This is a genomic window from Gemmiger formicilis, from assembly GCF_016901605.1.
GTDB classification, from domain to species: Bacteria; Bacillota; Clostridia; order Oscillospirales; family Ruminococcaceae; genus Gemmiger; species Gemmiger formicilis_B.
Map to the genome: position 1 here is coordinate 1 of NZ_JACJKP010000064.1, position 13,980 is coordinate 13,980.

The following is a 13,980-nucleotide window of genomic DNA, read 5'->3' on the forward strand; positions in this document are numbered from 1 at the left end:
TCCCTGCTGCCCGAAGTGCCCGCCCATAAGGAGGATTGACCTATGCTGATCTGTGCTGCCAGCAATAACGCCGGCAAACTGAAAGAACTGCGCCGCATTCTGGAACGGATGGGCCACCAGGTCAAGAGCCTGCGGGAACTGGGCATCGACCTGGACCCGGAGGAAACCGGCACTACTTTTGCAGAAAATGCCCGCATCAAGGCCGAAGCCTTTTGCAAGGCCAGCGGCCTGCCCACCGTGGCCGATGACTCCGGCCTGTGTGTGGACGCTTTGAACGGTGCCCCCGGTGTTTACAGTGCCCGCTATGCCGGGCACCACGGGGACGATGCCGCCAACAACGCCAAGCTGCTGCAGGAGATGCAGCAAGTTCCGGCAGAGCAGCGCACGGCCCGGTTTGTGTCGGCGGTCTGCTTCCTGATGCCGGACGGCCGGGAACTGCTGGTGGAGGGGGAGTGCCCCGGTACCGTGGCATTTGGGGAAACCGGCACCAACGGTTTTGGTTATGACCCGCTGTTTGTGCCCGATCGGGTAGGCCTGCCCGACGGCACTACCGTCGAAAACACTGCCCGCCGCAGCTACGCCGAACTGGCCGACGGCGAAAAGGATGCCATCAGCCACCGTGGCCGCGCCATGGAAAAACTGGACGCACAGCTGCCGGCTTTTTTGGCACAGTCCTGACCAATCATCGCTCCGGCGCATACCATATCAATAAGGAGAACCATTATGCTCAACAGCAAACAGCGTGCGGCCCTGCGCGGCGCCGCCAATCCCCTTGACCCCGTGTTTCAGATCGGCAAGGGCGAGATCGACGAAACCCTGATCCAGGGCGTGGGCGACTGCCTGGCTGCCCGGGAACTCATCAAGGTAAAGGTGCTGGAAAACAGCGAATATTCCGCCCGGGAAGCCGCCGACATCCTGTCGGAAGCTTTGGGCGCCGACTGCGTGCAGGTCATCGGCCGCAAGTTCGTGCTGTTCAAACAGAAACCCAAAGAGAGCGCTTACGCTGCCCTGCTGGCAAAATGAAAGTGCTTTTGTACGGCGGCACCTTTGACCCGCCCCATAACGGACATATGAACAACCTGCGGGCTGCACTGGAACGGGTGCAGCCCGACCGCGCGATCGTCATGCCTGCGGGGATTCCGCCCCACAAGGCAGCCAGCGCCACGCCCGGGCCGGTTCGTCTGGCCATGTGCGCCTGCTTTACAGCTTTGTCCCCGGTGGTGGAAGTCAGCGACTGGGAGATCCGCCAGGGCGGGCGCAGCTATACGGTCCATACGCTGGAAATGCTGCGGGAGCGCTTTCCCGGTGCGGAACTGTACCTGAGCGTGGGCAGTGATATGCTGCTGGGGTTTCAGAAGTGGCGCCGCTGGCAGGATATTCTGCAGATGGCCGACCTGGTTGTGGAAAGCCGCCGCCCCGGTGATGAAGATGCCCTGCACCAGGCAGCCGAAACCTTGCAGGCTGCCGGGGGCCGGGTACTTTTTGCCAATGCCGAAAGCTACCCCTGCGCGTCCAGCGCACTGCGCACGGGGCAGATTCCCCGTGCCGCGTGGGGGCAGTATCTGCCGGATATTGTGCGGCAAGTCATTGATGCCGAAGGTCTGTACTCTGGAGTACAGACCCTGCCGGAAAAGGAGGAACCCTGCCATGACCTGTGAAGAAGCCAAGGCAATTGTCAAACCGCGTCTGGGCCACAAGCGCTGGACGCACACCAAAAATGTAAAAAAAATGGCAGTCCAACTGGCCCGGCGATGGGGCGCAGACCCCGAAAAAGCAGCCTTGGCGGCCCTTTTGCACGACAGTGCCAAGGAACTGCCCCGGGATGCCCTGTTGCAGATTTTTGCCGATAATGCTATAATAGCAGAAAATGCCCCGGCGCGCCCTGCGGCCATCTGGCACGGTATTGCCGCTGCCATTCTGGCCGAAACCCAGTGGGGAGTGACGGACCCCGAGATCCTCTCGGCCATCCGCTGCCACACCACCGGTAAGCCGGGCATGAGCCTGCTGGATAAAATCCTTTACCTGGCCGACATGACCAGCGACGAACGCGACTGGCCCGGCGTGGAAGATCTGCGCAAGCTGGAGATGGAGGATCTGGACCTGGCCCTGTGCCAGGCACTGAAGCAGAGCATTGATTTTGTAGAAGAAAAGGGCGGCGAACTGGACCCCGAAAGCGTCGCCGCATACGAGTATCAAAAGGCGCAGCTGGCACGGTAAAGACCCGCTGCGCCGCAGACTGTGAAATGCCATGAACAGGGAGGAAACGTCCATGAGCGAACCGCGTAAGCTCCACACCGGCGGAGCGGCCGGCGGCCAGTACTCTGCCGCACAGCAGCCGCGCACGGCCGGCTCCGGAAGCATGTTGGATCAGGAACAGTTTGAAGCTGCGCGCCGTCGTGCCCAGCAGCTGGCCAATCAAAATGCCCACCGCCGTGTGGTGCAGCAGCCCATGCGTTCCGTACAGGGCCGCCATATCCGTCAGACCCCGGTGTCGCAGCCGGTGGAACAGCCCCAGCAGCCACCGGTAGAGGAGCAGACTCCGCCGCCGGTGCAGCAGCCGGAAGCGCCGCGGGAACTTACCTATGCTCAGCGTCAGGCCATGGCCTACCGTGCTGCCGCGGAACGCAAATACGGCAATACCGTAAATTTCCCGGCCCAGCGCCGCACGGTGCGTCAGTCTTCCCAGGCGGCACCGGCAGCCCAGCAGCCCCGGCCCCGTACCCAGGTGCAGCACCTGGATGTGCGCAACACCAAGGGCAGCAAACCGGCCTATGATTACAACGCGGATGCACCCGCAACCGCAGGTGGCATCCGCATGGAGGACGAAGCACCTGTCAAGCGCAGTGCCAAAGACCCCGCAGCAGCGGAAAAATCCACCTACCGTTCTGCCAAGAGCAGCGGCGGCAGCGGTGGCCGCAAGCCGCCCCGGGACGGGGATGCTCCCCGCGGTAAAAAGGGTGGCAAGAAAGGTGATGACGGCGGAAAGGGCAAAGGCAAAAAGAAAAAGAAGAAGGGCCTGTGGTGGAAAATCCTGCTCATCACCCTGTGCATCATTCTTTTGATTTTCGGCGGCGCCTATGCGTTTATCATGGCTGCCATTGCTCCCGAGGGTGGTGCCATCAAGATCAGCCAGCTGATCAACACCCCCAAGGAATTCCAGGGCAAGGAACTGAACATCCTGGTCACCGGCGTGGACCGTTCCAGCACCGATGACCTGTCTGCCGGTGCCGCCAACGATGCCGGCGTCAACGACGGCATGACCGATATGATCCTTTACGTCCATTTCAACAACGAAACGGGCGAACTGAAGATGCTGCAGATCCCCCGTGACCTGATGGTCACCACCGACCGCAGCGTTTCCGGCAACTACCGCATCAACGGCGTTGCCAAGACCCAGGGGTCCGACGGCAACAACAATATGGCGGCCCTGTGCGAACTGGTGGCCGACCAGCTGCAGGTGCCCATCGACGGATACATGACCATCCGTCTGGAAATGCTGGTAGAACTGGTAGACCTGTTCGGCGGTGTGGAACTCTATGTGCCGCAGACCATGGACTACGGCGGAAGCCACCTGGATGAAGGCTATCAGACCCTCAATGGTGCCGCCTGCGAATTCCTGCTGCGTACCCGTAAGATCTACCCCGACGGCGACATCGGCCGTCTGAACATGCAGCGCCAGTTCTATGCCGCTTTGTTCCGCAAACTCAAGAGCATCGGCAATATCTGGGACGTTGCCCGCCTGACCCCGGCCGTTCTGAATTATATGGAAACTGACCTCAGCGCTTCGCAGCTGATCAGCTTTGCGGTCAGTCTGCTGAAGGTTGACTCTTCCAAGATCATGATCTGCCAGCTGCCGGTCAAGATGGGCCAGCAGTACAACGGCGAATCGCTGGTCTATGCGGCCCGGCAGGAGGATGCCGATCTGCTCAACCAGTATTTCCGCGAAAATACCGGTCCGGTGGATGCCAGCGCCCTGAACCTGTGCGACAGTCCCTCGGTACTGGGCTTTGACGTCAGCGGTCTGACCGCCACCGATCCCAGCATCCAGCAGATGGGCAGCCTGATGAGCGAAGCTGATGATGCCCAGCAGAACAATAACATCGATGGTTCCAACCAGGTTGTGGATGTGACCGAGAGCGAGAGCACTTCGTCGGACAGCGGTTCGGAAAGCAGTTCCGACAGCAGTTCGGACAGCACCGAAAGCGATTCTGCCGCCTGATTTGTGATAGGAGTTTAATTTATATGGAAAGCAGAGAACTTGCCATTCGTCTGGCACGTGCGCTGGACGCCAAAAAAGCCCTCAACGTCCACATTCTGGCCGTGGAGGATCTGACCACCGTGACCGAGTATTTCGTCATTGCCACCGGTACGTCCACCACCCATGTGGGCGCCCTGGCCGATGAAGGGGAATTCCAGCTGGAGCGCCAGGGCGTAAAGGCCCTGCGCACCGAAGGTCACGACGGCAAACGCTGGGTGCTGCTGGATTACGGTAGCGTCATCGTGCATGTCTTTACGCAGGAAGCCCATGATTACTACGACCTGGAGCACCTCTGGGCCGATGCAACGCCTGTGCCTGCCAGCGAGTGGCTGGAAGAAAAAACCGAGACCGCTGAGTAAGCGGCATCTTGAGTGGGGAGAGAAGTTATTGTGAAGTACGATTTCAAAAATGTTGAGGCCAAGTGGCAGAAAGTCTGGCAGGATGAACATACCTTCCATGCCGAAATTGACCACAGCAAGCCCAAATTCTACGCCTTGGTCGAGTTCCCGTATCCGTCGGCCGCCGGTCTGCATGTAGGCCATCCGCGCAGCTATACCGCGCTGGACATTGTGGCCCGTAAAAAGCGTCAGTGCGGCTACAACGTGCTGTATCCCATGGGTTGGGACGCTTTCGGCCTGCCTACCGAGAACTATGCCTTGAAAAATCACATCAACCCTGAAATCGTTACGGCGAAAAACGTCGCCCGGTTCAAGAGTCAGCTGCAGGCCCTGGGTCTGTCCTTTGACTGGGACCGCGAGATCAATACCACCGACCCCGATTACTACAAATGGACTCAGTGGATCTTCCTGCAGCTCTTCAAAAAGGGCCTTGCCTACAAGAAGGAAACCACCGTCAACTACTGCACCGGCTGCAAGGTAGTTCTTGCCAACGAGGAAGTTGTCAACGGCGTCTGCGAACGTTGCGGTAGCCCCGTGGTGCAGAAGGTCAAGAGCCAGTGGATGCTCAAGATCACTGCCTATGCCGACCGTCTGATCGATGATCTGGACGATGTGGATTATATTGAGCGCGTCAAGACCCAGCAGCGCAACTGGATCGGCCGCAGCCACGGTGCTGAGATCAATTTTTCCACCACCGCCGGCGATACCCTGACGGTCTACACCACCCGTGCCGATACGCTGTTCGGCTGTACCTACATGGTTGTCAGCCCCGAGCATGCCTACATCAAAAAGTGGGTGGACGCGGGCCTGATCCGCAACCCCGAGGCCATTGCCGCCTATCAGGAGGAAGCTGCCCGCAAATCCGACTTCGAGCGTACCGAGCTGAACAAGGAAAAGACCGGTGTGAAGATCGAAGGCGTGGAGGCCATCAACCCTGTCAACGGCAAGCAGGTGCCCATCTTCATTTCTGACTACGTCCTGGCCACCTACGGCACCGGCGCCATCATGGCTGTGCCGGCTCACGACAGCCGCGACTGGGAATTTGCCAAAAAGTTCGGCCTGCCCATCATCGAAGTGGTGAAGGGCCAGACTGAGAGCGACCTGGACAAAGAGGCCTTCACCGATGTGGCTACCGGTACGCTGGTCAACTCCGGCTTCCTGGATGGTCTGTCGGTAGAGGACGCCAAAGAAAAAATGTATGCCTGGCTGGAGGAAAACGGCAAGGGCCACAAGCAGGTAAACTTCAAGCTGCGTGACTGGGTGTTCAGCCGCCAGCGTTACTGGGGCGAGCCCATCCCCATGATCTACTGTGAGAAGTGCGGCTGGGTGCCCGTGCCGGAGGAGGAACTGCCTCTGCGCCTGCCCGAAATCACCGACTTTGAGCCCGGTGAAAACGGCGAAAGCCCTCTGGCCCGCCACACCGAGTGGGTCAACACCACCTGCCCCTGCTGCGGTGCCCCCGCCAAGCGCGAAACCGATACCATGCCCCAGTGGGCCGGTTCCAGCTGGTACTTCCTGCGCTACTGCGATCCCCACAACAAGGACGCTCTGGCCAGCAAGGAAGCGCTGGAATACTGGAGCCCGGTGGACTGGTACAACGGCGGTATGGAGCATACCACGCTACACCTGCTGTACAGCCGGTTCTGGCATAAATTCCTGTACGATCTGGGCGTGGTCCCCACCAAGGAACCCTACCAGAAGCGTACCAGCCACGGCATGATCCTGGGCCTCAACCCCCATGCTTTTGAGAACCAGCCCGATGCCGAGCGCAAGCGTCTGCTGGCCGAGTACGGCAGCGAGAAGGCCGCCCGGGAAGCCCTGGTGGAAAAGTACGGCGAGATGGCCGAACATCCCATTGTCAAGATGTCCAAGAGCCTGGGCAATGTGGTCAACCCCGACGATGTTGTGGCTGAGTACGGTGCCGATACCCTGCGCCTGTACGAGATGTTCATCGGCGACTTTGAGAAGGCCGCTCCCTGGAACACCTCGTCCATCAAGGGCTGCAAGCGCTTCCTGGATAAGATCTGGGGTATGAGCGAGAAGCTGCTGGAAGGCGATGCCATTCGTCCCGAACTGGAAGCTGTTGCCAACCGCACCATCAAGAAGGTGGGCGAGGACATTGACGCCCTTAAGGCCAACACTGCCATTGCCCAGCTGATGATCTATGTCAATGCACTCAGCGACCACGGCGGAGCCAACCGCGCCGAGTACGAGGTACTGCTGCAGCTGCTGAACCCCTTTGCGCCCCACATGACCGAGGAACTGTGGCAGCAGCTGGGCCACACCGAACAGCTGGCCTACCATGCATGGCCCACCTATGACGAGGCCAAATGCGTGGAGCAGACCATTGAAATTGCCGTACAGGTAAACGGCAAGGTCAAGGCCCGCATCCAGGTGCCCGCTGCCATCGAGAATGCCGACGCCATTGCCCGTGCCAAGGAAGAACCGGCTGTGGCCGAAGCCATCGCAGGCAAGACCATTGCCAAGGAAATCTACGTCAAGGGTAAGCTGGTCAATATCGCCGTCAAGGGCTGATTCCTGCTGATTACCGGTGCCGCTCCGTAAGGGGCGGCATCTTTTTCTGTCTATTTACAATTCCCCGCAAAAAGGGTATAATCAAATTATATATTTTGCCGTTTCAGGCAGGAAGGCAGGGTAAACATGCTGATCAGTCTGATCGTTCCTTGTTATAATGAAGAAGAGTCTATGCCGCTTTTTTACCAGGAGGCCAGCCGTGTGGCTGCGGAAATGAAAACCACCCACGGTGCCGACTTTGAATTTATCTTTGTGGATGACGGTTCCCGGGACGGTACGCTGCGGGTGGCCCGGCAGCTGCATGCACAGGATGCCCGGGTACGGTATGTTTCCTTCAGCCGGAACTTTGGCAAGGAAGCAGGCATCTACGCCGGCTTGCAGGCGGCCAAAGGGGATTATGTGGCCACGCTGGACGCGGACCTGCAGGACCCGCCTGCTTTGCTGCCTGCCATGCTGGATACGCTGCTGTCCGGTGAATATGACTGTGCAGCTACCCGCCGCACCACCCGCAAAGGGGAACCGCCCCTGCGCAGCTGGTTTGCTAAAAAATTCTACCAGATCATCAACAAAATGTCCGATACCGAGATCGTGGACGGCGCCCGGGATTTCCGGCTGATGAGCCGCAAAATGGTGGATGCCGTGTTGAGCATGGCCGAGTACAACCGTTTCAGCAAGGGTATTTTCAGCTGGGTGGGCTTTAAGACCAAGTGGTTTGACTATGAGAACATCGAACGGGTAGCTGGTACCACCAAGTGGAATTTCTGGGGCCTGTTCAAGTATTCCATTGAGGGCATCGTAGGCTTCTCTACCACGCCGCTGCTGGTGGCGGCCGGAGCCGGTGTGCTGTTTTGTATTCTGGCTTTCATCGGCATTCTGTTTGTGGTGATCCGGGCGCTGGCCTTCGGTGATCCTACCGCCGGTTGGCCCAGCCTCGTCTGCATTATGCTGCTTTGCAGCGGTGTGCAGCTGTTCTGCATCGGCATTGTGGGGGAATACCTGGCCAAAACCTACCTGGAGGTCAAGCACCGCCCCATCTACATTGTGGCGGAAACCGAAGAAGATCGAAAAGTCTGAGAAATACGCTCTGGGATATACCAGAGGTTTCAATCAAGACTTCCGGTGTAGCCAAGGCGAAAAAAGAAGCAAACAAAAACTCCCGACGGAATTTCCGTCGGGAGTTTTTCTGTATCCGGTAAAAGATCAGGTCAAGCCAATCAACATTCCAATGCAGTGCACCAGGAAAGCGATCACCCAGGCAATGACGCATTGGGCAATCACGACGCCGGCTGCGGCTTTGGCGCTGCCCATTTCCCGCCGGACGGCGGCGATGGCAGCTACACAGGGGGTATACAGCAGGGTAAAGACCAGAAATACCAGAGCCGTAAAAGGCGTAAACATCGTGGGCAGCGCGGCCGCATCGCCGCCCAGCAGCACCGTAAGGGTGGAAACCACGCTCTCCTTGGCCGTAAAGCCGGTGATAAGCGCGGTGGAAACACGCCAGTCGGCAAAGCCCAGAGGAGCAAAGACCGGTGCGATCCAGGAGCCTACCAGTGCCAGCAGGCTGCTGTCGGCACTGGCAGCCACGTTCAGGCGGGCATCAAAGGTTTGCAGGAACCAGATGATGACCGTTGCCACAAAGATGATGGTAAAGGCACGCTGCACAAAATCCCGGGCCTTTTCCCAGATCAGCTGTCCCACGCTGCGGGCGCTGGGCAGGCGGTAGTTGGGCAGCTCCATTACAAAGGGCACCGGTTCGCCGTGGAACTTGGTGTGCTTCAAAATCAAAGCATACAATACACCGCAAAGGATGCCGAAGAGATAAAGGAAAATCATCACCGGGGCGCGCCATACCGGAGCAAAAAAGGCGGCAGTGAACAGGGCGTAGATAGGCAGCTTGGCGGAGCAGCTCATGAAAGGCGTCAGCAGAATGGTCATGCGGCGGTCCCGGTCGCTGGAGAGGGTGCGGGTGGCCATAATGGCAGGCACCGAGCAGCCGAAGCCGATCAGCATGGGCACAAAGCTGCGGCCCGAAAGGCCCACACGGCGCAGCAGTTTGTCCATGACAAAGGCTACGCGGGCCATGTAGCCGGTATCTTCCAGAATGGAGAGGAAGAAGAACAGCGTTACAATAGTGGGCAGAAAACTCAGCACGCTGCCTACACCGGCAAAAATGCCGTCAATGACCAGGGAATGGACCACCGAGTTGATGCCGTAAACAGTCAGGGAGTTGTCCACCACACCGGTCAGGGCGTCAATGCCCATTGTCATCCAGTCCGAAAGCACCGCGCCGATGACGCCGAAGGTCAGCCAGAACACCAGTGCCATAATGCCGATAAAGCAGGGCAGGGCGGTGTATTTGCCGGTTAGCACCCGGTCAATGGCCACGCTGCGTTTGTGCTCCCGGCTTTCCCCGGGTTTGACTACCGTTTCGGCACAGAGTTTTTCAATAAAGGTGAACCGCATATCGGCCAGGGCAGCTTCCCGGTCCAGACCGGTTTCGGTTTCCAGTTCGGTGATGGTATGGTCCAGCAGTTCCTTTTCGTTCTGGTCCAGCTGCAAGGCCTTCAGAATGGGGCCGTCGCCTTCCACCAGCTTGGTGGAAGCAAACCGCAGCGGAAGCCCCGCCACGGCCGCATGGTCCTCGATCAGGTGGGCTACGGCGTGAATGCAGCGGTGCACCGCGCCGCGGGGATCGTTGGCGTCGGCACCGGCGGTGCAGAAGTCGATGCGTCCCGGCAGTTCCCGGTGCCGTGCCACATGCAGGGCATGTTCGATCAGTTCGTCGATGCCTTCGTTCTTGGCTGCTGAGATGGGAACCACCGGGATACCCAGGGCATTTTCCAGTTCGTTGACCAGAATGGTGCCGCCGTTGGCGCGGACCTCGTCCATCATGTTCAAAGCCAGCACCATGGGAATCTGCAGTTCCATCAACTGCATGGTCAGGTACAGGTTACGCTCAATGTTGGAGGCATCCACAATGTTGATGATGCCGTTGGGTTTTTCCTGCAGAATAAAGTCCCGGGTCACGATCTCCTCGTTGGAGTAGGGGGAGAGAGAGTAGATGCCCGGCAGGTCGGTAACGGTGGCCTCGCTGTGGCCGCGGATCACGCCGTCCTTGCGGTCCACCGTTACACCGGGAAAGTTCCCCACATGCTGGTTGGAACCGGTCAGCTGATTGAACAGGGTGGTCTTGCCGCAGTTCTGGTTGCCGGCCAAGGCAAAAGTCAGCGGGGCACCCTTGGGAATGGGGGCGCCGGCCTTGCGGGTCCGGTAGCTGGCGGCTTTGCCCAGCTCGCCCACGCCGGGGTGGGGGATGGGCGCGTGCCGTTCCTCACTGCGGGCGGCACGGTCGGTGTCATGTACATTTTCTACAGTAATTTTGGCTGCGTCGTCCAGGCGCAGCGTCAGTTCGTAGCCGCGCAGTTCCACCTCAATGGGATCACCCATGGGGGCTACTTTGCGCAGCGTAACTTCGGTACCGGGGGTAAGCCCCATATCCAGCAGGTGGTGGCGCAGTTCGCCTGTGCCGCCGATCGTCTTGATCAACGCATCCTGCCCGATTTTCAGTTCCGCCAATGTCATAGTACTTTCCAACCTCCTGCCTGCCTTGCAGGCCGAAAAACACCTGTATTTCCGCAAAAAAGTTTAGCACGACTAACAGGCAATGTCAATGATTCCGGGGTAAGTTGCACCTGCTTCGTTCCGGCAGCAAAAACGCCGTACCGGCAAAGCGCGGTACGGCGAAAAAACAGGGTCACTGCAGGAAGAAACGCAGCATTTTGTCCTTTGCTTTGGTGTAGGGCTGGTAGCGGACCGGCATATCGATCCAGGTCTTTTTGTCCACGATGCTGCGCAGGTGGCTGAAGGCTTCAAACCCGGCTTTGCCGTGGTAGCCGCCCATGCCGCTTTCTCCCACGCCGCCAAAAGGCATGGCGCTGGTGGCCAGGTGGATGATGGTATCATTCAGACAGCCGCCGCCAAAGTGGCAGCGGTCCAGCACCTTGCGCTGGATGGCTTTATTCTCGCTGAAGAGATACAGCGCAAGCGGGTGGGGATGGGCTTCGATCTGGGCCAGAGCGGCATCCAGATCGGTGTAAGTCAGCACCGGCAGAATGGGTCCGAAAATCTCTTCCCCCATGACCGCATCCTCCCAGGTTACGTCTTTCATGACAGTGGGGGCAATGCGCTGGGCCGCTTCGTCGCCGGTACCGCCGCAGACGACCTTGGCCGGGTCAATAAGGCCCATCAGCCGGTGGTAGTGCTTCTCATTGATGATCTTGCCGTAATGGGCATTGGCCAGAGGTTCGGCGCCGAACTGAGCGGTGATCTCCTTCCGGATGGCCTCCAGCAGCTGGTCCCGGATACTTTCGTCACAGAGGATGTAGTCGGGAGCCACGCAGGTCTGACCGCAGTTCAGGTATTTGCCAAAAACGATGCGCTTGGCAGCCAGGCTGATTTTGGCGGACTTTTCCACAATGCAGGGACTTTTGCCGCCCAGTTCCAGCACGGCGGGGGTCAGGTGCTCTGCGGCGCAGCGCAGCACTTCCTTGCCTACGGCCTTGCTGCCGGTGAAGAAAATCATGTCGAATTTCTGGCGCAGCAGGGCCTGGTTTTCGGCGCGGCCGCCGGTAACTACACAGACATATTCCGGCGGGAAGCATTCCTCCAGAATCTCTTTGAGCACGGCGGCGGTGGCCGGCGCATAGGCGCTGGGCTTGACGATGGCGGTGTTGCCGGCGGCAATGGCATCGATCAGCGGGTCCAGGGTCAACAGCACGGGATAGTTCCAGGGGCTCATAATCAGTACGTTGCCATAGGGGGAAGGGGAACGGAAGCTGCGGGCCGCGAACTGGGCCAGCGGCGTGATCACCGTGCGTTCCCGCATCAGGCGGCGCAGATGCCGGATCATCCAGCTGGCTTCCGAAAGGGTCAGCCCGGTCTCACACATATAGCTTTCGGTTTCGGATTTGCCCAGGTCCTGGTGCAGGGCGCGGGCCAGGTCGGCTTCATGGGTTTGCAGCGAAACCTTCAGCTTTTTCAGCGCGGCAAGGCGGGCATCGGCCGAAAGGGTATGTCCGGCGGCGAAATACTCACGCTGCCGTTTGAGAATGGTTTGAATTTCCATTTCCGTCATGGGTGGAAACCTCCTGAACTTGTTTGTACATTTCTTCCAGCTGGTCGAGACCCCACAGAACCGGTACGGGGTAGAGCGGGTTGGCCTCGTGATCGGCATAACGGGCCAGCTGCGGGATGTCTTCGGTACGGATGCCGGGCAGTGTTTCGGGGATATCCATGGCAGCGTTCATGGCATCGATGTAGTCAATGAACGCCTTGGCGGCTTCCTCATCGCTGGTGGACTGGCTGACCCCGGAAGCCCGGGCCAGTTCGGCCAGCTTCTTCCAGGCCGCGCTGCCGTAGGCTTTCAGTACCACGGGCAGCAGAACGCTGTTGGCCAGGCCGTGGGCAATGCCGTACCGGCCGCCCAGGCTGTGGGCCACGGCGTGCACATAGCCTACGTAGCTCTTGGTGAAGGCGGTGCCCGCCAGGTAGGCGGCGCGCAGCATGTTGGCGCGGGCCTCCCGGTTGTGTCCATTATAGTATGCCTCGGGCAGGTTGGCAAAAATCAGCTGTACGGCCTCGATGGCGGCAGCACGGGTGCCTTTGGTGGTGGAACGGCCGATGTAGGCTTCCACGGCATGAGTCAGAGCGTCCATGCCCGTGGTGGCGGTCAACTGCCGGGGCAGATTCAGGGTCACATCAGGGTCCAGCACGGCGTAATGGGGAATCAGCGAAAAATCGTTGATAGGATATTTATGGTGGATCTTCTCATCGGTAATCACGGCGGCCAGGGTAGTCTCGCTGCCGGTGCCGGCGGTGGTGGGCACGGCAATCAGCAGCGGCAGGCGGTGCATCACATGCAGCAGGCCTTCCATCTTGGCCAGCGGCTTTTTGGGGCGCACAATGCGGGCGCCCACAGCTTTGGCACAGTCCATGGAGGAACCGCCGCCAAAAGCGATCAACCCCTGACAGCCGTTTTCCAGGTAGAGCATACGGGCCTGTTCTACATTGGCTACGGTGGGATTGGCCACGGTGCCGTCGTAGACAACGCAGCGGATGTTGGCGGCTTTCAGTTCTTCTTCCAGATGAGCGGTCAGACCCAAACCGTGCACACCGGCATCGGTGACCAGCATGACGCAGTTGATGTGATGTTCCCGCAGGACCCGGGGCACGCCGCCCACGCCTTCGATCAGTTTCGGCTCACGATAGGGCAAAAAAGGCAGCGCAATGCGCATGCCCAGTTGAAAAACACGGCAATAGATCTTCTTTACAGCGTTCATTTTTCTCATCCTTTCCCACATAGACGCTATTGTTAAGGATAAGACAAAATGGAGTTGAATGTCAAGTAAAACTTTAGCTAAATTTCCTGATGATTTTGTCAAAAATGACGGGCCATCGTACAACTGTATAATCTTGGACAGCTGCCAAACAAAAAGCGACCCGCCCCCGGGAAAAGGGGCGGGTCGCAGGTGTTTCCCTTTAATTTTAATTGCAATGAAACTGACATTATTTCTAACAGATGCTTTAATTTTATCTGCAATATAGGTCTAATAAAATGTTTTGTGCAAATTGGTTGCTTTAATTATATTTGAAATAAGAATCAGTCTGTGGCAATTTTTGTTTGAAAGAGACGTTCGCTAAATAAAATTGGTGATTTGCTGCACAGCATACGGCTTGGCATACTTTAAGCAGGCGTCACTCACAAAAATGCAGTTTGGTTCTTCTGGCTGT

General features: G+C 58.5%; 11 protein-coding genes. 8 read left to right on the top strand and 3 right to left on the bottom strand.

Going from position 1 to position 13,980, the window contains the following annotated elements; all coding sequences use genetic code 11:
• Positions 1–42: 42 nt before the first annotated feature.
• The 8 genes from rdgB (at position 43) to H6B10_RS06725 (ending at position 8,265) form a co-directional block, all read left to right on the top strand.
• Positions 43–678 (top strand): RdgB/HAM1 family non-canonical purine NTP pyrophosphatase, encoded by a 636-nt coding sequence (rdgB, locus tag H6B10_RS06690; protein WP_204650873.1) that lies wholly within the window; start codon positions 43–45, stop codon positions 676–678.
• Positions 679–723: 45 nt separating this feature from the next.
• The gene (locus tag H6B10_RS06695; protein ID WP_204650875.1) at positions 724–1,023 is read left to right on the top strand and encodes a YhbY family RNA-binding protein; all 300 of its coding nucleotides are present in this window, start codon (positions 724–726) and stop codon (positions 1,021–1,023) included.
• On the top strand, positions 1,020–1,658 hold the full coding sequence (gene nadD / locus H6B10_RS06700) for a nicotinate (nicotinamide) nucleotide adenylyltransferase (RefSeq protein WP_204650877.1): 639 nt from the start codon (positions 1,020–1,022) through the stop codon (positions 1,656–1,658). The genes H6B10_RS06695 and nadD overlap by 4 nt, the downstream gene beginning before the upstream one ends.
• Positions 1,648–2,217 carry a bis(5'-nucleosyl)-tetraphosphatase (symmetrical) YqeK gene (gene yqeK, locus H6B10_RS06705; RefSeq protein WP_204650879.1) on the top strand — a complete coding sequence of 190 codons (570 nt, stop codon included), beginning with the start codon at positions 1,648–1,650 and terminating at the stop codon, positions 2,215–2,217. Before nadD ends, yqeK begins: the two co-directional genes overlap by 11 nt.
• A 52-nt stretch (positions 2,218–2,269) precedes the next feature.
• Entirely contained in the window at positions 2,270–4,219 is a 1,950-nt protein-coding gene (locus H6B10_RS06710) for an LCP family protein (RefSeq protein ID WP_204650880.1), read from the top strand.
• A 23-nt stretch (positions 4,220–4,242) separates the two neighbouring features.
• Positions 4,243–4,617 (top strand): ribosome silencing factor, encoded by a 375-nt coding sequence (gene rsfS, locus H6B10_RS06715; RefSeq protein WP_204650881.1) that lies wholly within the window; start codon positions 4,243–4,245, stop codon positions 4,615–4,617.
• 30 nt (positions 4,618–4,647) lie between these two features.
• Positions 4,648–7,191: a leucine--tRNA ligase gene (gene leuS, locus H6B10_RS06720; protein WP_204650882.1), complete on the top strand. Its 2,544-nt coding sequence runs from the start codon at positions 4,648–4,650 to the stop codon at positions 7,189–7,191.
• Between the two features lie 126 nt (positions 7,192–7,317).
• Positions 7,318–8,265 (top strand): glycosyltransferase family 2 protein, encoded by a 948-nt coding sequence (locus H6B10_RS06725; protein WP_204650883.1) that lies wholly within the window; start codon positions 7,318–7,320, stop codon positions 8,263–8,265.
• Positions 8,266–8,391: 126 nt separating this feature from the next.
• Here the strand turns inward: H6B10_RS06725 and feoB are convergent, their stop codons facing one another.
• The 3 genes from feoB to H6B10_RS06740 all read right to left on the bottom strand — a co-directional run bounded on the left by feoB (position 8,392) and on the right by H6B10_RS06740 (position 13,538).
• On the bottom strand, positions 8,392–10,773 hold the full coding sequence (gene feoB, locus H6B10_RS06730) for a ferrous iron transport protein B (protein WP_204650884.1): 2,382 nt from the start codon (positions 10,771–10,773) through the stop codon (positions 8,392–8,394).
• Between the two features lie 172 nt (positions 10,774–10,945).
• Positions 10,946–12,316 carry an aldehyde dehydrogenase gene (locus H6B10_RS06735; RefSeq protein WP_345941714.1) on the bottom strand — a complete coding sequence of 457 codons (1,371 nt, stop codon included), beginning with the start codon at positions 12,314–12,316 and terminating at the stop codon, positions 10,946–10,948.
• Positions 12,282–13,538, bottom strand: a complete 1,257-nt coding sequence (locus H6B10_RS06740) for an iron-containing alcohol dehydrogenase (protein WP_430661753.1) — start codon at positions 13,536–13,538, stop codon at positions 12,282–12,284. The genes H6B10_RS06735 and H6B10_RS06740 overlap by 35 nt, the downstream gene beginning before the upstream one ends.
• Positions 13,539–13,980 lie beyond the last annotated feature (442 nt).

What these genes read in the sequence shown, in the direction of transcription:
- H6B10_RS06725 (WP_204650883.1), top strand. Translation starts at nt 7,318, where the DNA reads ATGCTGATCAGTCTGATCGTTCCTTGTTATAATGAAGAAGAGTCTATG.
- yqeK (WP_204650879.1), top strand. Translation starts at nt 1,648, where the DNA reads ATGACCTGTGAAGAAGCCAAGGCAATTGTCAAACCGCGTCTGGGCCAC.
- H6B10_RS06735 (WP_345941714.1), bottom strand. Translation starts at nt 12,316, where the DNA reads ATGGAAATTCAAACCATTCTCAAACGGCAGCGTGAGTATTTCGCCGCC.
- H6B10_RS06710 (WP_204650880.1), top strand. Translation starts at nt 2,270, where the DNA reads ATGAGCGAACCGCGTAAGCTCCACACCGGCGGAGCGGCCGGCGGCCAG.
- feoB (WP_204650884.1), bottom strand. Translation starts at nt 10,773, where the DNA reads ATGACATTGGCGGAACTGAAAATCGGGCAGGATGCGTTGATCAAGACG.
- rdgB (WP_204650873.1), top strand. Translation starts at nt 43, where the DNA reads ATGCTGATCTGTGCTGCCAGCAATAACGCCGGCAAACTGAAAGAACTG.
- nadD (WP_204650877.1), top strand. Translation starts at nt 1,020, where the DNA reads ATGAAAGTGCTTTTGTACGGCGGCACCTTTGACCCGCCCCATAACGGA.
- rsfS (WP_204650881.1), top strand. Translation starts at nt 4,243, where the DNA reads ATGGAAAGCAGAGAACTTGCCATTCGTCTGGCACGTGCGCTGGACGCC.
- H6B10_RS06740 (WP_430661753.1), bottom strand. Translation starts at nt 13,538, where the DNA reads ATGAGAAAAATGAACGCTGTAAAGAAGATCTATTGCCGTGTTTTTCAA.
- H6B10_RS06695 (WP_204650875.1), top strand. Translation starts at nt 724, where the DNA reads ATGCTCAACAGCAAACAGCGTGCGGCCCTGCGCGGCGCCGCCAATCCC.